The sequence below is a fragment of the Martelella sp. UBA3392 genome (genome assembly GCF_002358775.1).
Classification (GTDB): Bacteria; Pseudomonadota; Alphaproteobacteria; order Rhizobiales; family Rhizobiaceae; genus Martelella; species Martelella mediterranea.
The window spans coordinates 1-17857 of sequence record NZ_DEPM01000002.1 but is presented as its reverse complement, the minus strand read 5'-3'; the positions used below and the strand labels follow the sequence as shown (position 1 = coordinate 17857).

At 63.7% G+C, this 17857-nt stretch carries 19 protein-coding genes; 16 read left to right on the top strand and 3 right to left on the bottom strand.

Annotated elements, in window-relative coordinates; genetic code table 11:
- Positions 1 to 177 precede the first annotated feature (177 nt).
- From B4E36_RS00235 to rarD, 5 genes are all read left to right on the top strand, one after another.
- Entirely contained in the window at positions 178 to 540 is a 363-nt protein-coding gene (locus B4E36_RS00235; RefSeq protein ID WP_292057465.1) for an endonuclease domain-containing protein, read from the top strand.
- Positions 537 to 1034, top strand: a complete 498-nt coding sequence (locus B4E36_RS00230; RefSeq protein WP_292057467.1) for a GFA family protein — start codon at positions 537 to 539, stop codon at positions 1032 to 1034. Before B4E36_RS00235 ends, B4E36_RS00230 begins: the two co-directional genes overlap by 4 nt.
- Positions 1024 to 1494 (top strand): GFA family protein, encoded by a 471-nt coding sequence (locus tag B4E36_RS00225; protein WP_292057468.1) that lies wholly within the window; start codon positions 1024 to 1026, stop codon positions 1492 to 1494. The genes B4E36_RS00230 and B4E36_RS00225 overlap by 11 nt, the downstream gene beginning before the upstream one ends.
- Before the next feature lie 48 nt (positions 1495 to 1542).
- Positions 1543 to 3162, top strand: coding sequence for a citramalate synthase (gene cimA, locus B4E36_RS00220; protein ID WP_345899838.1), 1620 nt, complete (start codon positions 1543 to 1545; stop codon positions 3160 to 3162).
- 102 nt (positions 3163 to 3264) lie between these two features.
- Positions 3265 to 4197, top strand: a complete 933-nt coding sequence (gene rarD / locus B4E36_RS00215; protein WP_292057472.1) for an EamA family transporter RarD — start codon at positions 3265 to 3267, stop codon at positions 4195 to 4197.
- Between the two features lie 6 nt (positions 4198 to 4203).
- On the opposite strand, the gene B4E36_RS00210 is transcribed toward rarD, so the two are convergent.
- Positions 4204 to 4824 (bottom strand): TIGR00730 family Rossman fold protein, encoded by a 621-nt coding sequence (locus B4E36_RS00210; RefSeq protein WP_026173767.1) that lies wholly within the window; start codon positions 4822 to 4824, stop codon positions 4204 to 4206.
- A gap of 173 nt (positions 4825 to 4997) precedes the next feature.
- Here B4E36_RS00210 and B4E36_RS00205 point away from each other — a divergent pair, with 173 nt between their 5' ends.
- The 4 genes from B4E36_RS00205 (at position 4998) to pssA (ending at position 10201) form a co-directional block, all read left to right on the top strand.
- Positions 4998 to 6458 (top strand): LysM peptidoglycan-binding domain-containing protein, encoded by a 1461-nt coding sequence (locus B4E36_RS00205; RefSeq protein ID WP_345899837.1) that lies wholly within the window; start codon positions 4998 to 5000, stop codon positions 6456 to 6458.
- A gap of 177 nt (positions 6459 to 6635) precedes the next feature.
- Positions 6636 to 8522, top strand: a complete 1887-nt coding sequence (locus tag B4E36_RS00200) for an ABCB family ABC transporter ATP-binding protein/permease (RefSeq protein ID WP_292057475.1) — start codon at positions 6636 to 6638, stop codon at positions 8520 to 8522.
- Positions 8523 to 8579: 57 nt separating this feature from the next.
- Positions 8580 to 9317 (top strand): phosphatidylserine decarboxylase, encoded by a 738-nt coding sequence (locus B4E36_RS00195; protein ID WP_292057477.1) that lies wholly within the window; start codon positions 8580 to 8582, stop codon positions 9315 to 9317.
- Entirely contained in the window at positions 9317 to 10201 is an 885-nt protein-coding gene (pssA, locus tag B4E36_RS00190) for a CDP-diacylglycerol--serine O-phosphatidyltransferase (protein WP_292057478.1), read from the top strand. The genes B4E36_RS00195 and pssA overlap by 1 nt, the downstream gene beginning before the upstream one ends.
- A 252-nt stretch (positions 10202 to 10453) precedes the next feature.
- On the opposite strand, the gene B4E36_RS00185 is transcribed toward pssA, so the two are convergent.
- Entirely contained in the window at positions 10454 to 11197 is a 744-nt protein-coding gene (locus B4E36_RS00185) for an SOS response-associated peptidase (RefSeq protein ID WP_345899836.1), read from the bottom strand.
- Between the two features lie 78 nt (positions 11198 to 11275).
- Between B4E36_RS00185 and B4E36_RS00180 the strand changes: the two genes are divergently transcribed.
- The 7 genes from B4E36_RS00180 to B4E36_RS00150 all read left to right on the top strand — a co-directional run bounded on the left by B4E36_RS00180 (position 11276) and on the right by B4E36_RS00150 (position 16221).
- On the top strand, positions 11276 to 11719 hold the full coding sequence (locus tag B4E36_RS00180; protein WP_292057482.1) for an NUDIX hydrolase: 444 nt from the start codon (positions 11276 to 11278) through the stop codon (positions 11717 to 11719).
- A 126-nt stretch (positions 11720 to 11845) separates the two neighbouring features.
- Positions 11846 to 12103, top strand: a complete 258-nt coding sequence (locus B4E36_RS00175; RefSeq protein ID WP_018066457.1) for a hypothetical protein — start codon at positions 11846 to 11848, stop codon at positions 12101 to 12103.
- A gap of 193 nt (positions 12104 to 12296) precedes the next feature.
- Positions 12297 to 13121: a YgfZ/GcvT domain-containing protein gene (locus B4E36_RS00170; protein ID WP_292057484.1), complete on the top strand. Its 825-nt coding sequence runs from the start codon at positions 12297 to 12299 to the stop codon at positions 13119 to 13121.
- Positions 13122 to 13125: 4 nt separating this feature from the next.
- Entirely contained in the window at positions 13126 to 13758 is a 633-nt protein-coding gene (locus B4E36_RS00165) for an HD family hydrolase (protein WP_345899835.1), read from the top strand.
- Positions 13755 to 14297: a tyrosine phosphatase family protein gene (locus tag B4E36_RS00160; protein WP_292057488.1), complete on the top strand. Its 543-nt coding sequence runs from the start codon at positions 13755 to 13757 to the stop codon at positions 14295 to 14297. Before B4E36_RS00165 ends, B4E36_RS00160 begins: the two co-directional genes overlap by 4 nt.
- A 54-nt stretch (positions 14298 to 14351) precedes the next feature.
- Positions 14352 to 15359 (top strand): mechanosensitive ion channel family protein, encoded by a 1008-nt coding sequence (locus B4E36_RS00155; protein WP_292057489.1) that lies wholly within the window; start codon positions 14352 to 14354, stop codon positions 15357 to 15359.
- Between the two features lie 13 nt (positions 15360 to 15372).
- Positions 15373 to 16221 carry an MOSC domain-containing protein gene (locus B4E36_RS00150; protein WP_292057491.1) on the top strand — a complete coding sequence of 283 codons (849 nt, stop codon included), beginning with the start codon at positions 15373 to 15375 and terminating at the stop codon, positions 16219 to 16221.
- Between the two features lie 32 nt (positions 16222 to 16253).
- On the opposite strand, the gene B4E36_RS00145 is transcribed toward B4E36_RS00150, so the two are convergent.
- Positions 16254 to 17857, bottom strand: a 1604-nt coding sequence (locus B4E36_RS00145; RefSeq protein WP_292057493.1) for an NfrA family protein, incomplete at its 5' end; no start/stop codon positions are given.

Sequence of the window (17857 nt, the reverse complement as noted above, 5' to 3'; positions counted from 1 at the left end):
TCACCCCTCTCTGCCCCTGTCGGGGCATCTCCCCCTCAAGGGGGGAGATTGGGGGTTGCTGACGTCCACAGTAATAGATTAGCCTGCGTTTTTGGCGGCCGACCTGAAAATACTATTGGCCACATAGCAGAAGAGCCGCACTCTTACCCTCGCAAGGAAATCGAGGGGAACATTAACATGCCGCATCATGCCGTCTCAAAAAGCTTGCGGGCCAACGCACGCCGAATGCGCAAAGACATGACGGATGCGGAACTGAAGCTCTGGAACGAACTTCGCGCCAAACGGTTGATGGACCTCGCGTTCCGCAGGCAGATGCCGATTGACCGCTACATCGCCGATTTCGCTTGCCCCGATCACAAGCTGATCATCGAGGTCGATGGCTCGCAGCATGGCGAAAGGCTTGCAGAAGATGCAGCGCGCACGGCCCGCCTCGCCGCGCTCGGTTGGACCGTCCTCCGCGTTTGGAACGACGACGTGATCCGCGATATCGACGCGGTCTGCACCCATATTCTCGGAACCATCGGGAGGCATGAGTCATGACGGAACCCGGCTTCTCCGGCGGCTGTCAGTGCGGCGCCGTGCGCTACCGAGTCGAGGGCGCGCTTTCCTCGCCGCATCTCTGCCACTGTCGCATGTGCCAGAAGGCGGCGGGGAATTATTTCATGCCGCTGGCGAGCGCGGACAACGAGGTGTTTTCGCTGACGCGCGGCGCGCCGCGGTGGTTCTTTTCTTCCGAATTCGTCAAGCGCGGCTTTTGCGAGCAATGCGGCACGCCGCTGTTCTTCATGACCGAGGGCGGCGACCACATCTCGGTGACGCTTGGCAGTCTTGATGATCCCTCCGCAATTGTTCCGGCAACGCAGGATGGCGTCGAGGGGCGTGTGCCGTTCTTCCACGCCCTGCCCGCCCTTCCCGAGCGGCCCACCGACCGATCCGACCTTCCCGGCGGAACCGCAGGCGTGGCCGGCAGCAGCCGGCAGCATCCCGATCATGACACCGACCATTGGCCGAAGGAGCGTGACCATGAGCGATGAACGCAGTTTTTCCGGCGGTTGCCAGTGCGGCGCGGTGCGGTTTTGCGCAAGCCATCTCGGGAGACCGTCAATCTGCCACTGCCGGATGTGCCAAAAGGCGTTCGGCAATTTCTTCAGCGCGCTGGTGACCGCCGATTTCGCCCATCTGGTATGGACGCGCGGCAAGCCGAGCCTGTTCCGCTCCTCGAAAGGCTTCCTGCGCGGGTTCTGCGAAAAATGCGGCACGCCGTTAACATATCAGTTTCCGGGTGGCATCGAGCTTGCGATCGGCGCATTTGACGAGCCGGAGCATTTCGAGCCGGAGATCCAGGTCAATCACGACTGCCGCCTGCCGTGGATCGACACGTTGTTCGAAAAACCCGGACGCCCGCAGACGGTGGAGGAAAGCGAGATCGTCTCGCGCCAGCACCCCGACCACGACACGGACCAATGGCCGCCCGAAGACGGCCCGGACGCATAACAGACCCATAAGAATGGCCGCGAAGGCCCTAGGGATGGAGACCCGACAATGTCAGACCGCGAACGCATCTACCTGTTCGACACAACCTTGCGCGATGGCCAGCAGACGCCGGGCGTCGATTTCTCGGTCGAGGACAAGATTGCGATTGCCAATATGCTCGACCATTTCGGCATCGATTATGTCGAGGGCGGCTATCCCGGCGCAAACCCCACCGATACCGCCTTCTTCTCCAAGCGGCGCACCGGCCGGGCGAAGATGACGGCCTTCGGCATGACCAAGCGCGCCGGCGTCTCGGCATCGAACGATCCAGGCCTCGCGGCTTTGATCAGTGCTGCGGGCGACGCGGTCTGTCTGGTCGCGAAAAGCTGGGACTATCACGTCAAGGTCGCGCTCGGCATCTCCAACGAGGACAATCTCGATTGCATCGCGGAAAGCATCGCCGCCGTGGCGGCCTCCGGCAAGGAAGCGCTGCTCGATTGCGAACACTTCTTCGACGGCTACAAGGCCAACCCCGCCTATGCGCTCGCTTGTGCCAAGGCCGCTTATGATGCCGGCGCGCGCTGGGTGGTGCTGTGCGACACCAATGGCGGCACCCAACCGGACGAGATCGCGGAAATCGTGACCGCCGTGATCGCGGGCGGAATCCCGGGCGAAAACCTCGGCATCCATGCCCATAATGACACCGGACAGGCGGTCGCCAATTCGCTCGTCGCCGTCAACGCCGGCGTGCGCCAGGTGCAGGGCACGCTGAACGGCATCGGCGAGCGCTGCGGCAATGCCAATATCATCACGCTCGCCGCCACGCTGGCGCTGAAGGAGCGCTATAGCAGCCGGTTCGAACTCGGCATCGACGCCGAAGGACTGACCGAAATCTCCGCCCTTTCCCACGGCTTCGATGAGCTGCTGAACCGCGCGCCCGATCCGCAGCTTCCCTATGTCGGCGCCTCGGCTTTCGCCACCAAGGCCGGCATTCACGCCTCCGCGCTGCTGAAAGACCCGAAGACCTATGAGCATGTCGACCCGGCAGCCGTCGGCAACAGCCGCCGGGTGATGGTGTCCGATCAGGGCGGAAAATCGAATTTCATCAACGAACTCAATCGCCTCGGCATTTCCGTTGCCAAAAACGATCCGCGCCTCGACAAGCTGATTTCGATCGTGAAGGAGCGCGAGGCCATGGGCTATGCCTATGAGGCCGCCGATGCCAGTTTCGAGCTTCTGGCGCTGCGCGAACTCGGCAGCGTGCCGGAGTTCTTCCGCGTCGACAGTTTCCGGGTGATGGTCGAACGGCGTTTCGACAGCCACGGGCGGGTGAAGACGGTATCCGAAGCCGTGGTCAAGCTCGAGATCGACGGCCGCAGGGTGATGTCGGTGTCGGAGGGCGACGGCCCGGTCAACGCGCTGGACAAGGCGTTCCGCAAGGACCTCGGCAAGTTCCAGGGCGAGATCGCCGACCTCAAGCTTGCCGACTACAAGGTGCGCATCCTCAATGGCGGCACGGAGGCGATCACCCGCGTGCTGATCGAGAGCGTCGACGATGACGGTGTCAGGTGGTGGACGGTCGGCGTTTCCGAAAACATTATCGACGCCTCGTTCCAGGCGCTGATGGATTCGATCACCTTCAAGCTGATGAAAAACCGCAAGCTCGCCGGCCGCGCGGCCGCGGAATAGGCGGTCGGTTCAATTCATTTGATGGTTTGATCGCAAGTTTCGTGTGGCGGCGGCGCTGGCGAAGGTCTATTGCGTTTGGTCAAAAGACTTCAAGGAAACACCATGTCCGCCGAAATCACAGCCGCCCACGAAGCGCCGGCGCCGCAGGGCGATACCACCAAGGGTTTCGTCCTCGCCTTCATCGTCTTCATGATGTGGGGCGTGCTGCCGCTTTACATGAAGCTCGTCATCGACCTTCCGACAGACGAAATTCTGGCGCACCGGATCGTCTGGTCGCTGCCGTTTGCCGGTGCGATGGTCGCCTATTCCGGCCAGTCGCGCACCGTCACCGGCGTCCTGCGCAAGCCGAAGATGATGGGGCTTGTGGTGCTGTGCAGCCTGTTCATCACGCTCAACTGGGGCACCTATATCTATGCGGTCAGCACCGCCCAGACGGTGGACGCGGCCCTCGGCTATTTCATCAACCCGCTGTTTTCGATCGCGCTCGCGGCGCTGATCCTCCGGGAAAAGCTCGGGCGCGGGCAGATGGTCGCCGTCGCCCTCGCCTTCGCGGCGGTGGTCATCCTGACTGTGGAACTCGGCCGCCTGCCCCTGGTCGCCCTGGCGCTACCGCTCAGTTTCGGGCTCTATGCCTTTCTGCACAAGGTCATGCCGGTCGAGGGCACCACCGCCTTTACATTGGAGGCGCTGGTGCTGAGCGGCCCGGCGCTCGGCTACATCATCTACCTGGAAGCGACAGGCGCCGGGCATTTCCTGCGCTCGCCGGTCACGGCGCTGCTGTTGATCGGTTGCGGCGCGGTCACCGCCATTCCTCTGCTGATCTATGCGAACGCGACCAAGCTGCTGCGTCTGTCGACCATCGGCATCATGCAGTATATCGCGCCGAGCGTGATCTTCCTGATCGCCGTGCTGATCTTCCGCGAGCCGCTGGAGCCCGCGAAACTCGCCGCCTTCGCGCTGATCTGGGTGGCGCTGGTGATCTATACCGCGCCCATGGTCAGGCGCAGACGCAGGGCATCCGCGCCAGCGGAATAACGCGGTTCACATCTTGCCGATAATCCGGGCGTCGCCGTCGTCGTCGGCCGTCTCCGCCCAGCCGGCCTCGATCGCCGGGATCATGTCCTCGACATTGGCGATGAGCTGCGGGCGCACCTGATGGCTGGTGTGGAGGAAGCCCTCCTTCAGCATGTGATCGAGCAGCTCGATCATCGGCTGCCAGAAACCGCCGATATCGCCGAGGATCATCGGCTTGGTATGACGGCCAAGCTGCGCCCAGGTCATGATCTCGACGATCTCTTCAAGCGTGCCGATCCCGCCGGGCAGTGCCACGAAGGCGTCCGCCCGTTCGAACATGGTATGCTTGCGCACATGCATATCCGGCGTGATCATGAGCTCGTCGAGCGCCTCGAGCTGGTCTCGGGTCGCCTCCATGTCGACGAGGAACTCGGGAATGATGCCGAGCACGTGGCCGCCGTTTTCCAGAACGCCCTCGGCGACGGCGCCCATGATGCCCTTGGTTCCGCCGCCATAGACGAGGCCGTAGCCGGCGGCGGCTATCGCCGCGCCAAGCGCCTTGCCGGCGCGCATATATTCCGGCGCCGCGCCCGGCCTGGAGCCGCAATAGACGCAGATGCTGCGAATCGGTTTGTCTTGTTTTTTCATGACGTCAATCAATCCCATTAGGCCGCGACAGGTCAAGTTCATTGCATTTCGAACACAATCGCAGATTTACCCTGTTCACGCTTTGCCGAGACAGCCAATGAACTCTTGTATATATCCGGCACTATGGCTAGCGTTTTCAGCCAATTGGCGTCGTCGCCTCTTCGGAGCTCTGAATGAAAAATAACCGGACCGGTATTGTCATCGCCGTCATCCTGCTCGTTCTCCTTGCAGCGGGCCTCTATTATTTTACCCGCGAGGATGGTGGCGAGACCGGCAGCAGCACGGAAGGCACCGCGCCGCAGACCGAGCAGAGCGAGCCCGCGGACGCATCCGGCGAGAGCGCGAGCAGCCCGGACAGCGACAGCGACGCCAACGAAGAGCAGCAGCAGACGGGCCTGCGGATTCCCACCTTTGACGTGCTGCGCGTGGAACCCGACGGCACGGCCGTGATCGCAGGCGCCGCCGAACCGCTTGGCGTGCTTGACGTCAAGGAGGGCGACACCGTGGTCGCCTCCTCCAGTGTTGGCGATTCCGGCGATTTTGTCGCAATCATCGAGACCCCGCTGACGCCCGGCGATCACCTCATCTATCTCGACGTCACCATGCCCGATGGGCGCACCGCCCGTTCGCTGCAGACCGCGACGATCTCGATCCCCGAGACCCCGGATGGCGATCTGCTGGCCCTGATCACCGAACCCGGCAAGGCTTCCGAAATCATCGCCGCGCCGGATGGCGAGGAAGACGCACCCAAAGGCACGGTGATCGCGCGCGCGCCAGGTTCGTCAGGGCAGCAGGAGAACGGCGAACAGCCGTCCGCCCAGCAGAATCGCGACGGCGGCACGGCCTCGGACAACACAAACGCGACGGGCGGAACCGCAGAGCGAACCAGCGCCAATGAGCAGACACAGGGTGGGTCCGGCACGGATAACGCCAGCGATCAGGGGGAGACCCAGCTTCAGACGGTTACGGTCGAGACCGACGCGGAAACGACGGGCCGGAATGACGGCCAGGGCGAGGTCGTGGCGCTTGTCAGCATCAAGGCTGTCGAAATCGAGGGTAACCGCCTGTTCGTGGCCGGAAGCGGCGCGCCGGACGCCACCATTCGCGGCTATATCGACGACGCGCTCATCGGCGACGCCGAGGTCAACGTCGAGGGCAATTACGTCCTCGATGCGGAGATCGACGTTTCGGTGGGCCTGCACACGATCCGCGTCGATATGCTTGACGCGGATGGCGGGGTCGTCGCCCGCGCCGTCGTGCCCTTCGACCGCCCGCCCGGCGATCAGGTGGCGGCGGTTTCCGGCGCACCCGCAACCAGCGGTGAACAGCAGCAGGATGGCACGCAGACCTTCACCCAGCCGCAGCTTGAAAGCAGCGACAATGCCGTCATCATCCGCCGCGGCGACAATCTGTGGCGCATCTCGCGGCGCATGTATGGACGCGGCGTGCGCTACACGACGATCTACCTCGCCAACGAACCCCAGATCGTCAATCCCGACCTGATCCTGCCCGGCCAGGTCTTCTCCGTGCCCAAGGAGCCGCTGCCGATCGGGGAAGCCGAAACGATCCACCGCCGCCTGCTGGAGGGCATGCCGATCGGTCCGGAATACCATCTGCCGGCGGGCGACCAGTAGCTGCATAAAACGCGGTCCAAAAAACGGCGACGGTGAAATTCGTTTCGGCCCGCTGCCATTGCAATATCCGCGCGGCGACCTTATGTCGCGGGTAAAGCGGCGCCCCGCGGGGCGCCTTTTGTTTTGAAAATTCTTCTATTTCGGCTCGGCCTTCCGGTCTTGAGCGCGGGGACAAGCATGGCAGATCGCGGCAAAACCGTGTCAGCGGATTCATCCAATCCGCTTCAGACAATCATCAATCTATGGCCGTATATCTGGCCGGAAAGTCGCCCGGACCTGAAGCGACGCGTGGTGCTCGCCACGATCGCGTTGGTGGTCGCCAAGCTTATCCTTCTGCTGGTCCCCTACTCCTTCAAATGGACGACCAATGCGCTGACCGGCGAGCTGGAGATCAACACCATCCTGCCCGCCGTCCTGTTCGGGGCGGTCACGCTGGTGCTGTTCTACAATCTGGCTCGCATCGGCCAGCTTGGCTTCAACCAGTTGCGCGATGCGCTGTTCGCCAGCGTCGGCCAATATGCCGTGCGCCGGCTTGCCCACCGCGTTTTCGTGCACATGCACCAGCTTGCTTTGCGCTTTCACCTGTCGCGCAAGACCGGCGGGCTGTCGCGGATCATCGAGCGCGGCACCAAGGGCATCGAGACGATCGTGCGGTTCACGATCCTTGCCACGCTTCCGACCGTGCTTGAATTCATCCTGGTCGCGATCATCTTCTGGTGGGGTTACGGCTTCGATTATCTGGCGATCACCGCCGTCACGGTCGTGCTCTATGTCTGGTTCACCATCAAGGCCAGCGACTGGCGCATCGCCATCCGCCGCGAAATGAACGATAGCGACAACGACGCCAATACCAAGGCCGTCGACTCGCTTTTGAACTACGAGACCGTCAAATATTTCGGCAATGAGAAGATGGAAGCGCACCGCTTCGATACCTCCATGGCCGTCTACGAGAACGCGGCGACCCGTATCTGGACCTCGCTCGGCTGGCTCAACTTCGGCCAGGGCATCATCTTCGGCATCGGCATGACGATCATGATGGTGCTGTCCGCGATCGCGGTCAAAAACGGCACCCAGACCATCGGCGATTTCGTGTTCGTGAATGCGATGCTGATCCAGCTCGCGATCCCGCTTAATTTCATCGGCTCGGTCTATCGCGAAATCCGCCAGGGCCTGACCGATATCGAGCAGATGTTCGACCTCCTCGAGGAAGATCTTGAAATCACCGACAAGCCCGATGCCCCGGACCTGCAGATCCGCCAGGGCGCGATCGCCTTCAAGGACGTGCATTTTTCCTATGACCCCGCCCGCCCGATCCTCAAAGGCGTGTCGTTCGAGGTGCCGGCCGGCAAGACAGTGGCGATCGTCGGCCCGACGGGCGCCGGCAAGTCGACGATCTCGCGCCTGCTGTTCCGCTTCTACGACGTTAACGAGGGCGCGATCACCATCGACGGGCAGGATTTGCGCGAAGTGCGCCAGGCAAGCCTGCGCGAGGCGATCGGCATGGTGCCGCAGGATACCGTGCTGTTCAACGACACGATCGCCTACAATATCCGCTATGGACGCACCTCGGCGACCGACGAGGAGGTCAACGCCGCCGCCGAACTCGCCCAGGTCGGCGATTTCATCCGGCAGCTGCCGGAAGGCTTCGAGACCCAGGTCGGCGAGCGCGGCCTGAAGCTTTCGGGCGGCGAGAAACAGCGCGTGGCCATCGCCCGCACCATTCTCAAGGCCCCGCCGATCCTGGTGCTAGACGAGGCGACCTCCGCCCTCGACACCCATACCGAACGCGAAATCCAGGCAGCGCTCGATGTAGTTTCCAAGAACCGCACCACGCTGGTGATCGCCCACCGGCTTTCCACGGTGATCGGCGCCGACGAGATCATCGTGCTCAAGCGCGGCGAGATCGCCGAACGCGGCACCCATGATGCGCTGATCGCCGCGAACGGGCTCTACGCCCAGATGTGGGAGCGCCAGCGCGAGGCGACCCTTGCCGAGGAGCAGTTGCGCAAGGTGCGCGAAAGCGACGATATGGGCGTGATCATGCGGCTCGACCCCGCCAACTGACAAGACCGCCGTAAAACCGACGCACGGCCGTGTTCCCAAGGCCGCGCGCAGCCTGTAATGTGGCCCTTCAGAACCCGGGCAACCAAGCGAGGACCAATGACCATTATCGATTCCATCCGGCATTCGATGGCGCCGATCCACAAGGAAGGCTATCGCTTTGTCGCGATTTTCCTGGTGGCGACCCTGATCCTTGGATGGATTGCCCAGCCGCTGTTCTGGATCGGCCTGATCGCCACGCTCTGGTGCGCCTATTTCTTCCGCGATCCCGACCGGATGGTGCCCCAGGACGACAATCTCGTGATCAGCCCGGCCGATGGCCGCGTCTCGGCGATCGGCGAGGAAGTTCCGCCGGCCGAAATGGGCCTCGGCGCCGAGCCGATGCTGCGTATCTGCGTTTTCATGAACGTGTTCGACTGCCATGTGAACCGCGCGCCAATGGCCGGCCGCATCACCGGCATTCACTACCGGCCCGGCAAGTTCCTCAACGCCGAACTCGACAAGGCCAGCGAAGACAATGAACGCAATGGCCTGGTGATCGAAACCGCCCATGGGTCGATCGGCGTCGTGCAGATCGCGGGCCTCGTCGCCCGCCGAATCGTCTGCTTCTCCGAGAACGGCGACGTGCTCGATGCCGGCGAACGTTTCGGCCTGATCCGCTTCGGTTCGCGGCTCGACGTCTACCTGCCGACCACCGCCACGCCGCGCGTTGCCGTCGGGCAGCTCGCGACGGCCGGTGAAACCGTGCTGGCGGGTTTCGGCGGTTTTGATCTTCCGACCGTCGGACGGAAAATCTGATGGATGAAGGCAGCCAGGAGCGTGCACTGGAACCCCGCGTAAAGCCCACGGGCGACAAATCCGGCCGGGGACCGCGCCTGCGCGAAATACCGCTTCGGCTCATCATTCCCAATCTGGTGACCGTGCTCGCGATCTGCGCCGGGCTTTCGGGCATCAGGATGGCGATTGATGGCCAGTTCCCGAAGGCCGTGGCGATGCTGCTGATCGCAGCCTTTCTGGATGGCGTCGACGGCAGGCTGGCGCGACTCCTGAAAGCCTCTTCCAAATTCGGCGAGCAGATGGATTCGCTCGCCGATGTCGTCAATTTCGGCATCGCGCCGGCGCTGGTCGCCTATACCTATCTGCTGAATGACGGCGGTACGCTCGGCTGGATCGCGGCACTGACCTATGCGATCGCCGCGGCGCTGCGCCTCGCCCGCTTCAACGTCATGGCCGATCGCAAGCGCAAGGCGAGCTGGCAGGGCGAGTATTTCGTCGGCGTCCCCGCGCCGCTTGGCGCCATCATCGTGCTGTTGCCGGTCTATCTCGGCTTTCTCGGCATGGAACTTGGCCGCGGCGTGGCGCTGGCATCGGCCGCCTATACCGTCCTCATCGGCTTCCTGCTGATCAGCCGCCTGCCGGTCTGGTCCGGCAAGAGCCTCGGCTTCACCGTAAGGCGCGATTTCGCGCTGCCGATGATGCTGGTCGCCGTGCTCTCGGTCGCGCTGCTGTTCGCCTATACCTGGCACGTGATGATCGCCGGCTCCGTTCTCTATCTCCTCAGCCTGCCGCTGGGCGCCCGCGCCTGGCACCGCAAATACGGCACGCTGGTGATGGAGGACGACACCGAGGACGAAGAAGATGACAGCCTGCCGCGCAAGAACCGGCTGGATCTGGATATTTGATGCATCGGCGGTCGTGCGCTCCCCTATCCGGCGTCATCTCTTCCCTATCCGGCGTCATCCTCGGGCTTGACCCGAGGATCCAAACAGCGTCTCCCGTATGGCCTGGATGCTCGTGTCAAGCACGAGCATGACCCGGGTTGGGAGGGTCGAGCGCAACCGACATTTTGGTCTAGCGGCAATGTTTATTTGGTTCCGAACGCCGATGCCAGTAACAGGCATCTCGGCTTTCGATCATAGAGAGCAGCTCCGCTCTCAAAACAAATCCATCTGCCCCGGCCCCTCATCCTCCGGCTCGCCCTCCAGCGCGGGCCCGATCGGTTCGATCAGGTCTGCACCCATATTGCGGGCGTTGCTGACGGCCTTGGAGACCGGCAGAGCCTCGAAGAAATCGGCCGGCGGCGGGGCCAGCAGGTCGGCGACCTCGCGCGGTTCATAATTGCGACAGTCGAGCCAGCGTTCATAATCCGCAGGCGCGATCACCACCGGCGAGCGCTCGTGAATATGCGCGATCACGCCGCTGGAAGCCGTGGTCAGGATCGTGCCGGTATCGATCTCCGTGCCATCCGCCCCCAGCCATGGCGACATCAGGCCGGCAAAGGCGATCACCCCGCCATGGCGCGGCCTGATCCAGTAAGGTTGTGCGGCGGCCTTCTCGCCGGTCCTGCGCCATTCGAAGAAGCCGGAGGCCGGAACGAGGGTGCGGAAATGACGCATCGAGCCGCGAAAGGCGGGCTTCTCCGCCGCCGTTTCGCTGCGGGCGTTGAACAGCAGCGAGAACTCCCGCGCATCCTTCACCCATGCCGGGATCAGCCCCCAGCGCACCAGCAGCGCATTGCGCCCCTCCCCGCCGCCGGTCAGTTCCGAAGCGCTCACGATCATCAGTATGGGCTGCGACGGCGCGATGTTGTAGCGCGGCGGAAACGGATCGATCCCGGTGATGTCGAAAGCCTCGCCAACCTCGTCGGGGGTTGCTATCAGGCCGAAACGTCCACACATTGCGCTTTGAAACTCATCCTGAAAACGGAAGGCCCGCCTTCCGAGAAAATCCATTCGCGATCACCGCCCGTATATAGCATGACAGAGACGCCAAGACCCGCTTCCTCGGTGATCATCCGCAGGAAAGACACTTTCCTGCTGGTGCGCCGCGCCAATCCGCCGGCGAGAGCCATGTATGCCTTTCCGGGCGGCAAGGCGGAAGCGGGCGAAACGGCGGAACAGGCAGCGATTCGCGAATTGAAAGAAGAAACCGGCCTAACCGCCGAAAATGTAACGCTGTTTTCTGTCTATGACCTGATCGACAGGAACGAGACAGGCGCGGTCACCAGCTTTTACCGACTGAGCGTCTTCCTGGCGGAGGTCGATGACCGCGCGATCGCGGCGGCGGCCGATGACGCCGACGATCTCGGCTGGTTCACGCTCGCCGATATCGCCCGGCTGAACATGCCCTCCAGCGTGCGCGAATGCGCCGAAGCGCTCGACCGGGAGCGCCGCGACACTGTGGCGAAAGAAGCACATTAGTCCCGGGAAATATGCGCCAACACGCTGCGATTAACCGGAAATTCACTTTTTCGGACGGCCGCGCTGCCACAAGGCGGAAAAAATTGATAGCATGATTGCGGAAGACGAAGCCTACAAGGATATGCGATGAAGCCGAACGCCAACGAGATCGACGACATGATCGTGCGCGAAAAGATGCAGGTGGCTCTCGAATATCAGAACGAAGCCTGGGCCGATGGCGTGGCCGACGGCATCGAGCCTGAGATCATCGCCGATGCTGCGCTTGCGCTTGCCATGCGCGAAACCGTGCGGATGATCGGTGAGGAAGGCGCGGAAGCCATGCTCGAATCACTGCGCGAACGCATGCTCGCCGGCGAGTTTTCGCCCGAACGCATCCTGCAATAGCGCCACCGTCCTTCGGGCATAAGCAACCCGAGCCTTCCACCATTGACGAATCCGTCGCGCCGCGTGACAACACGGGCAATTGCCCCGTTGAGTGGGACGTTTGCCGCATGAGCGCCTTGCGGGCCTCGTCTGCGACCCTACATCTTGAAACTCGGGCCGGTGGAATATCGCCGGCATGCCAGAGGATACGATCATGGCTGAGATCCACCTTCCGGAACGGGCCGTCATCACGCTTGCCGGCGATGACGCCGAACATTTCCTGCAGAACCTGATCACCACCGATCTCGACAGGATCGGCCCCGCCGAGGCCTGGCCCGGCGCGCTGCTGACGCCGCAGGGCAAGGTGATGTTCGACTTCCTCATCAGCCGCACCGATACGGGTTTTGCGATCGAAACCCATGCCGAGGATGCCGCGAGCCTGCTGCAGCGGCTGACGCTTTACAAATTGCGCGCCAAGGTGACGATCGCGCATGAGGAGACCGACGGCGTGACGATCTTCACCGGCGACGCGCCCGGAGCCGCCGTGACCGACATGCGCTTTTCGCCCGCCGGTATGACCGTGAAGCGCCTGCCCGGCCGCCATGGCGAGGCGGACCCCGAGGCCTATACTGCACTCAGGATCGAGGCCGGCGTGCCGGAAATGCATGCCGATCACGCCCCCCAAGACGCCTTCCCGCACGACCTTCTGTTTGACAAGAACGGCGCGGTCTCCTTCAAGAAGGGCTGCTTTGTCGGCCAGGAAGTGGTCTCGCGCATGCAGCACCGCGGCACCGCGCGGCGCAGGCTGGTGATGGTGCGCGGCGGCGAAGCCCTGCCCGCCGCCGGCACGACGGTCCATGCGGACGGCAAGCCCGCCGGCGAACTCGGCTCGGTCGCGGGCGATGCGGCGATGGCCATCCTCCGGATCGACCGGGTCGCATCCGCCGAAAACCTGACGGCCGGCGATGTGGCGATGACCGTCACGCCTTATGCCTGGAGCGGCATCACGCTCGAAGCATCCGGCGCGGAGGCGGAATAGGCCGATGCCGCCGAAGAATGACACACGCGCCTGGCAGCGCATGCTCTCGGGCCGCAGGCTCGATCTTCTGGACCCCTCGCCGCTCGACGTCGAGATTTCCGATATCGCCCACGGGCTTGCGCGGGTGGCGCGCTGGAACGGCCAGACGCTCGGCGAACACGCCTACTCGGTGGCGCAGCACTCGCTCGTGGTCGAGGCGGTGTTCTGTCATCTCAACCAGGCCAATGCCGACGACTGCCAGACGGCGCTGCTGCACGACGCGCCAGAATATGTCATCGGCGACATGATCTCGCCGTTCAAGGCGGTGGTCGGCGGCGGCTACAAGGCGGTGGAAAAGCGACTGGAGGCGGCGGTGCATCTCCGCTTCGGCCTGCCGCCCCATCCCCGCCCGGCGTTGAAGGCCAAGATCAAGGCGGCCGACAGGATCGCGGCCTATTTCGAATCTGTGAGTCTCGCCGGCTTTTCGATCGCCGAGGCGAAGCGGTTCTTCGGGGAGCCGAATGGCGTCTCGATCGAGCTGCTGCCGATCCAGCCGATGCCGACGGCGCTTGCCCAGCAGCGCTTTCTCGACCGCTTCGGCGAAATCGAGACGGCACGCGCGGAACGTCAGAAAACGGCCAGGAAAGCCGCCAAATGAACGGCGCGATCATCGTATCGCCGCTGGAACGGATCGGCGAGATGACAGCCCGTCACGGCTGCCGGCAGATGATCTCGCTGATGGCCGCCGGCCATGATTTCGCCCGTCCCGGCATGATCGACCGCCACCTCGTGCTGCGCATGAACGACATCGCCTTTGCCGGCGCCGGCGACCTCGTGGCGCCGGAACGCGCCCATGTCGACCAGATCATCGATTTTGCCCGGCAGCGGGCCGGTGATGGCCCGCTGCTGGTGCATTGCTGGCTGGGCGTCTCGCGTTCGCCGGCCGCGGCCATGATCGCCGCCCTCGCGATCGCGCCCGACATCGATGAGGAGGCGCTGGCGAAGGCGTTGCGCGCGGCCTCCCCCTCCGCCACGCCGAACAAGCGGCTTGTGGCGCTGGGCGATGAAGCGCTTCAGCGCGGCGGCCGGCTCGCTGCCGCCGTCAAGGCCATCGGCCGTGGCCGAGAGTGCCGGCTCAACGCGCCTTTCAGACTCGATCTCGACGATCTTGCCATCGCGCGGTTGCGCCATAGGTAGAGTCTCCGTACCCTTGGCCCACGATATTTGAGATGAATTAATAAGGACTGATTGATGGATTCGATAGAGAAGCAAGCCTCCGATCTTCTGAATGCATCCAGCGATTTCGCCGAAGCGATGATGGCGCTTGTCGTCACCTATGCCTTCTCGGTGCTGGGAGCGATTATCCTGCTGATCGTCGGCTGGATCGTCGCGGCAATCGCTCAGCGCTCCGTCAAAACTGCTTTCATGAAGTTCGACAATGTCGACAAGACATTGGCCGGGTTCTTCGGCGCGATCGCGCGTTACGGCATTCTCACCATCGTCATCGTCATGGTGCTCGGCCAGTTCGGGGTGCAGACCGCATCGATCCTCGCCGCTCTCGGCGCCGCCGGCCTCGCCATCGGTCTCGCCCTGCAGGGCACGCTGCAGAATATCGCGGCCGGCATCATGCTGCTGGTGCTGCGGCCCTTCAAGGTCGGCGAGTATATCTCGACCGGCTCGATTGACGGCACGGTGCAGGAGGTCGGCCTGTTCGCGACCGAGCTCAAGACCTTCGACGGCCTCTACCGGCTCGCGCCGAATTCGACGCTCTGGAATGTCTCGATCACCAATTATTCCCGCGTTGCCCAGCGCATGCACGAACTCGCCATCGGCATCGGCTATGAGGACGATCTTCGCAAGGCGATCGACATCATGCTCGATCTGGCGAAGAACAACGAAAACGTACTCTCCGATCCCGAGCCTTATGCCTTCGTCAAGGAACTCGGCGACAGCGCCGTGGTCGTGGCCATGCGCTATTGGGTGCCCGGCCCGCTGTGGTGGAAGACCACCCATGTGATGACCCGCGACGCCAAGCTCGCCTTCGACGATGCCGGCATCTCGATACCGTTCCCGCAGGTCACGCTCTCGACGCTTGACGATGATGGTCTTCCGGTAAAGCCGGAAAAAAACGAACAGGCTGACAACGAACAGGCTGACAGGGCAGAAGACAAGCCGGCAGCCAGGGCGGGCAGCAAGCCGGCAAGCAAGGCGGCGAACAAGCCGGCGGCCAGGGCCGGCGCGAAGAAACAACCCGAATGATCGGAACCCGCCGGTGAAAATCGCAGAACTCAACATCTATCCCATGAAAAGCGCGCGCGGCATCCCTCTCGATGCCGCGCTTTGCCGTGCGAACGGCCTCGAGGGTGATCGCATCGCGGTTCTGACGGAGCCGGATGGCCGCTTCATCACCCAGCGCGACCTGCCGGCGCTCGCCCGGGTAACCGCGCGTCCGACGCCGGACGGCCTTGTGCTGTCAATGGACGGCAAGGACGCGATTGAAACCGGGCCTTCCCGCGAGCAGCGGATCGATGTGACCGTGTGGAAAGACACCGTCAACGCGGCGGCGAGCACCGGCGCGGCCGATGCCATGCTTTCGGACTGGTTCGACCGTCCGGTCCGCCTTGCCTTCTTCGACAGCGCCGCGGAGCGGATCGCAAGCCGAGACTGGGTAAGCGATGAAACGCCGGTTTCCTTCGCTGACGGTTTTCAGGTGCTGGTGACCACCACCGGATCGCTCACCGCGCTCAACGCCGATCTGAAGGCCCATGGCGCGGCAGAAGTCGGCATGGAGCGGTTCCGGCCCAATATCGTGGTCGATTGCGACGAGGCCTGGGCAGAGGATGGCTGGGCCGGCATCGAAATCGGCGGCGTCGCCTTCGATTTCGTCAAGCCCTGCACCCGCTGCATCATGACCACGCAGGACCAGACCACCGGCTCGCGCGAAGGCGCAAATCCATTGCCGGCGCTCGGCCGCCTGCGCATGTCCGCAGACCGTCGCGTCCCCGGCCCGCTGTTCGGCTGGAACGCCGTGCCGCGCGGCGAAGGCATGCTGCGCATCGGCGACCCGGTCACCGTCACCAAAAGCACAGCAGAGCGCTGGCCGGTGAAGAAGCGGGCGTGAATACGGCGTCAGGCAGAACCGCCTTACTGCCGTCAGAATGTCAGGCCGAGGCTGGCGAACCAACCCTGCGCCCTGTCATCGCCGCCCAGGCGCGCGCGGTACTGCACGTTGAGGTCGATATGCGACATCGGCGCCTCGTACTTGTTTTCGCGGAACCAGTAGCTGAGCTTGAGGCCGGGGCCAGCGCCAAGCGCGAATTCATTGGCGTCGGTGCTGTTATAGTCGGCGGCGATCCCGAGATAGGGCGTGAGCACGAATTTTCCGTCGTCGCCGCCAAGCTTGAAGCTGCGCCCCAGCTGGGCGTAGCCGTCGGCGAAGTTCTGGTTGCTTTCGAGATAGCGCCCGACTTCGCCGAAATACTGGCCCGTCCACCATGAGGACATTTCCGGCATCAGGTCTGTATTGAAGCCGCCGGAGATCGCCGCCCGCAGCAGGTAATCGTCGCGGCTGTCGCGCCCGATCTTGAAGTAGCGCGCCCCCTCCACAATGAAATTGTAATCGGAGAACGGCTTGATCCGGATCCCCGCCGCACCCTGCATGGTCGAAGCGCCAACCGGACCGTCGAGCGAATCATAGAGGGTGGTGAATTGGCGCAGGAACAGGTCGACCGTGCGCCCGTCGCGATAGCCGAACATCGGCGGACGCCAGTATATTTCCGTCCCCACCTGCATCACCTCGCCGGCGGAGGCCGCCGGAGACAGATAGCCATCCGAGATGCCGCTGGTGCCATAGATCACGCTGGCATAGGCGCCCCACTGGCGCGAGACGTCGCCGATCTGGCGGCGCAGGTTGAAGCGTTCGGTTTCGGAAAGCGAAAAGACGTCGGCATCGGCCTGGTCGATCGCCTGCTTGAACAGCCCCACCGCTTCTTCGTTGCGATAGTCCCTGACGGCGGCGTAGCCTGCGTCAATCAGTTGCGCCCCCCGCAACTGTCCCTGATCATAGGCATCCTTGAAGGACTGATAGGCGATGTCCTTGTTGCCGACGCTTGCGGCAAGATAGGCGATATCGGCGGAGCCAAGCGGCGCAAGAGATCCGTCCTGCGAGGCCTCGGCAAACATCGCCCTCGCCTGCCGCTTGCCGTCCTGCGCGGCCGCAAGCCTTATTTCCGCCGCGGCAACGTCCGCGCGCTCTGCCTCGCTTCCGGCCAGAGCGCCGGCCCGGTCGAGCGCGCTGCCGGCGGCGGCGTAATCCGCCATCGCGGTCAAGGCAGTGCCGCGTTGCAGCCACACGCCGTAGCCGGCATCATCGCCGAGCGGCTGCAGCGTCCGATAGGCCAGCAAAGGGTCGGAGGTCGCCATCGCGGCGGCGGCGAGGTCCAGCCTGAGCTGGCGCTCGGCGTCCGCCGGGCCGGGAAGCTCCAGCGCACGGGAGAAATCGCCGAGCGCCGCGGCCTGATCGCCGCTCTTCTGTTCCAGCACGCCGCGCCGGCGCAGAAGCTCGCGGTTGTCGCCAAGCGCTGCGATCGCCTGATCCGTCGCCGCCAGCGCGGCGGCGGTGTCGCGCTGGCCGTTCAGCAGGTCGATCAGCAGCAGGCGGAATGACAGATTGCCGGGCGCAAGCCGGACGGCCTTGCGGGCATGGTCGACAGCGCTTGCCAGATCGCCCTTGCGCTGGGCGGCGTAGGCCGCGTCCG

Excerpts from the sequence above, each read along its gene's own strand:
- pssA (WP_292057478.1), top strand. The coding sequence starts at position 9,317 with ATGGATGAAGGCAGCCAGGAGCGTGCACTGGAACCCCGCGTAAAGCCC.
- B4E36_RS00170 (WP_292057484.1), top strand. The coding sequence starts at position 12,297 with ATGGCTGAGATCCACCTTCCGGAACGGGCCGTCATCACGCTTGCCGGC.
- B4E36_RS00225 (WP_292057468.1), top strand. The coding sequence starts at position 1,024 with ATGAGCGATGAACGCAGTTTTTCCGGCGGTTGCCAGTGCGGCGCGGTG.
- B4E36_RS00155 (WP_292057489.1), top strand. The coding sequence starts at position 14,352 with ATGGATTCGATAGAGAAGCAAGCCTCCGATCTTCTGAATGCATCCAGC.
- B4E36_RS00205 (WP_345899837.1), top strand. The coding sequence starts at position 4,998 with ATGAAAAATAACCGGACCGGTATTGTCATCGCCGTCATCCTGCTCGTT.
- B4E36_RS00180 (WP_292057482.1), top strand. The coding sequence starts at position 11,276 with ATGACAGAGACGCCAAGACCCGCTTCCTCGGTGATCATCCGCAGGAAA.
- B4E36_RS00185 (WP_345899836.1), bottom strand. The coding sequence starts at position 11,197 with ATGTGTGGACGTTTCGGCCTGATAGCAACCCCCGACGAGGTTGGCGAG.
- rarD (WP_292057472.1), top strand. The coding sequence starts at position 3,265 with ATGTCCGCCGAAATCACAGCCGCCCACGAAGCGCCGGCGCCGCAGGGC.
- B4E36_RS00175 (WP_018066457.1), top strand. The coding sequence starts at position 11,846 with ATGAAGCCGAACGCCAACGAGATCGACGACATGATCGTGCGCGAAAAG.
- B4E36_RS00195 (WP_292057477.1), top strand. The coding sequence starts at position 8,580 with ATGTGGCCCTTCAGAACCCGGGCAACCAAGCGAGGACCAATGACCATT.
- B4E36_RS00235 (WP_292057465.1), top strand. The coding sequence starts at position 178 with ATGCCGCATCATGCCGTCTCAAAAAGCTTGCGGGCCAACGCACGCCGA.
- B4E36_RS00160 (WP_292057488.1), top strand. The coding sequence starts at position 13,755 with ATGAACGGCGCGATCATCGTATCGCCGCTGGAACGGATCGGCGAGATG.
- cimA (WP_345899838.1), top strand. The coding sequence starts at position 1,543 with ATGTCAGACCGCGAACGCATCTACCTGTTCGACACAACCTTGCGCGAT.
- B4E36_RS00200 (WP_292057475.1), top strand. The coding sequence starts at position 6,636 with ATGGCAGATCGCGGCAAAACCGTGTCAGCGGATTCATCCAATCCGCTT.
- B4E36_RS00165 (WP_345899835.1), top strand. The coding sequence starts at position 13,126 with ATGCCGCCGAAGAATGACACACGCGCCTGGCAGCGCATGCTCTCGGGC.
- B4E36_RS00230 (WP_292057467.1), top strand. The coding sequence starts at position 537 with ATGACGGAACCCGGCTTCTCCGGCGGCTGTCAGTGCGGCGCCGTGCGC.
- B4E36_RS00210 (WP_026173767.1), bottom strand. The coding sequence starts at position 4,824 with ATGAAAAAACAAGACAAACCGATTCGCAGCATCTGCGTCTATTGCGGC.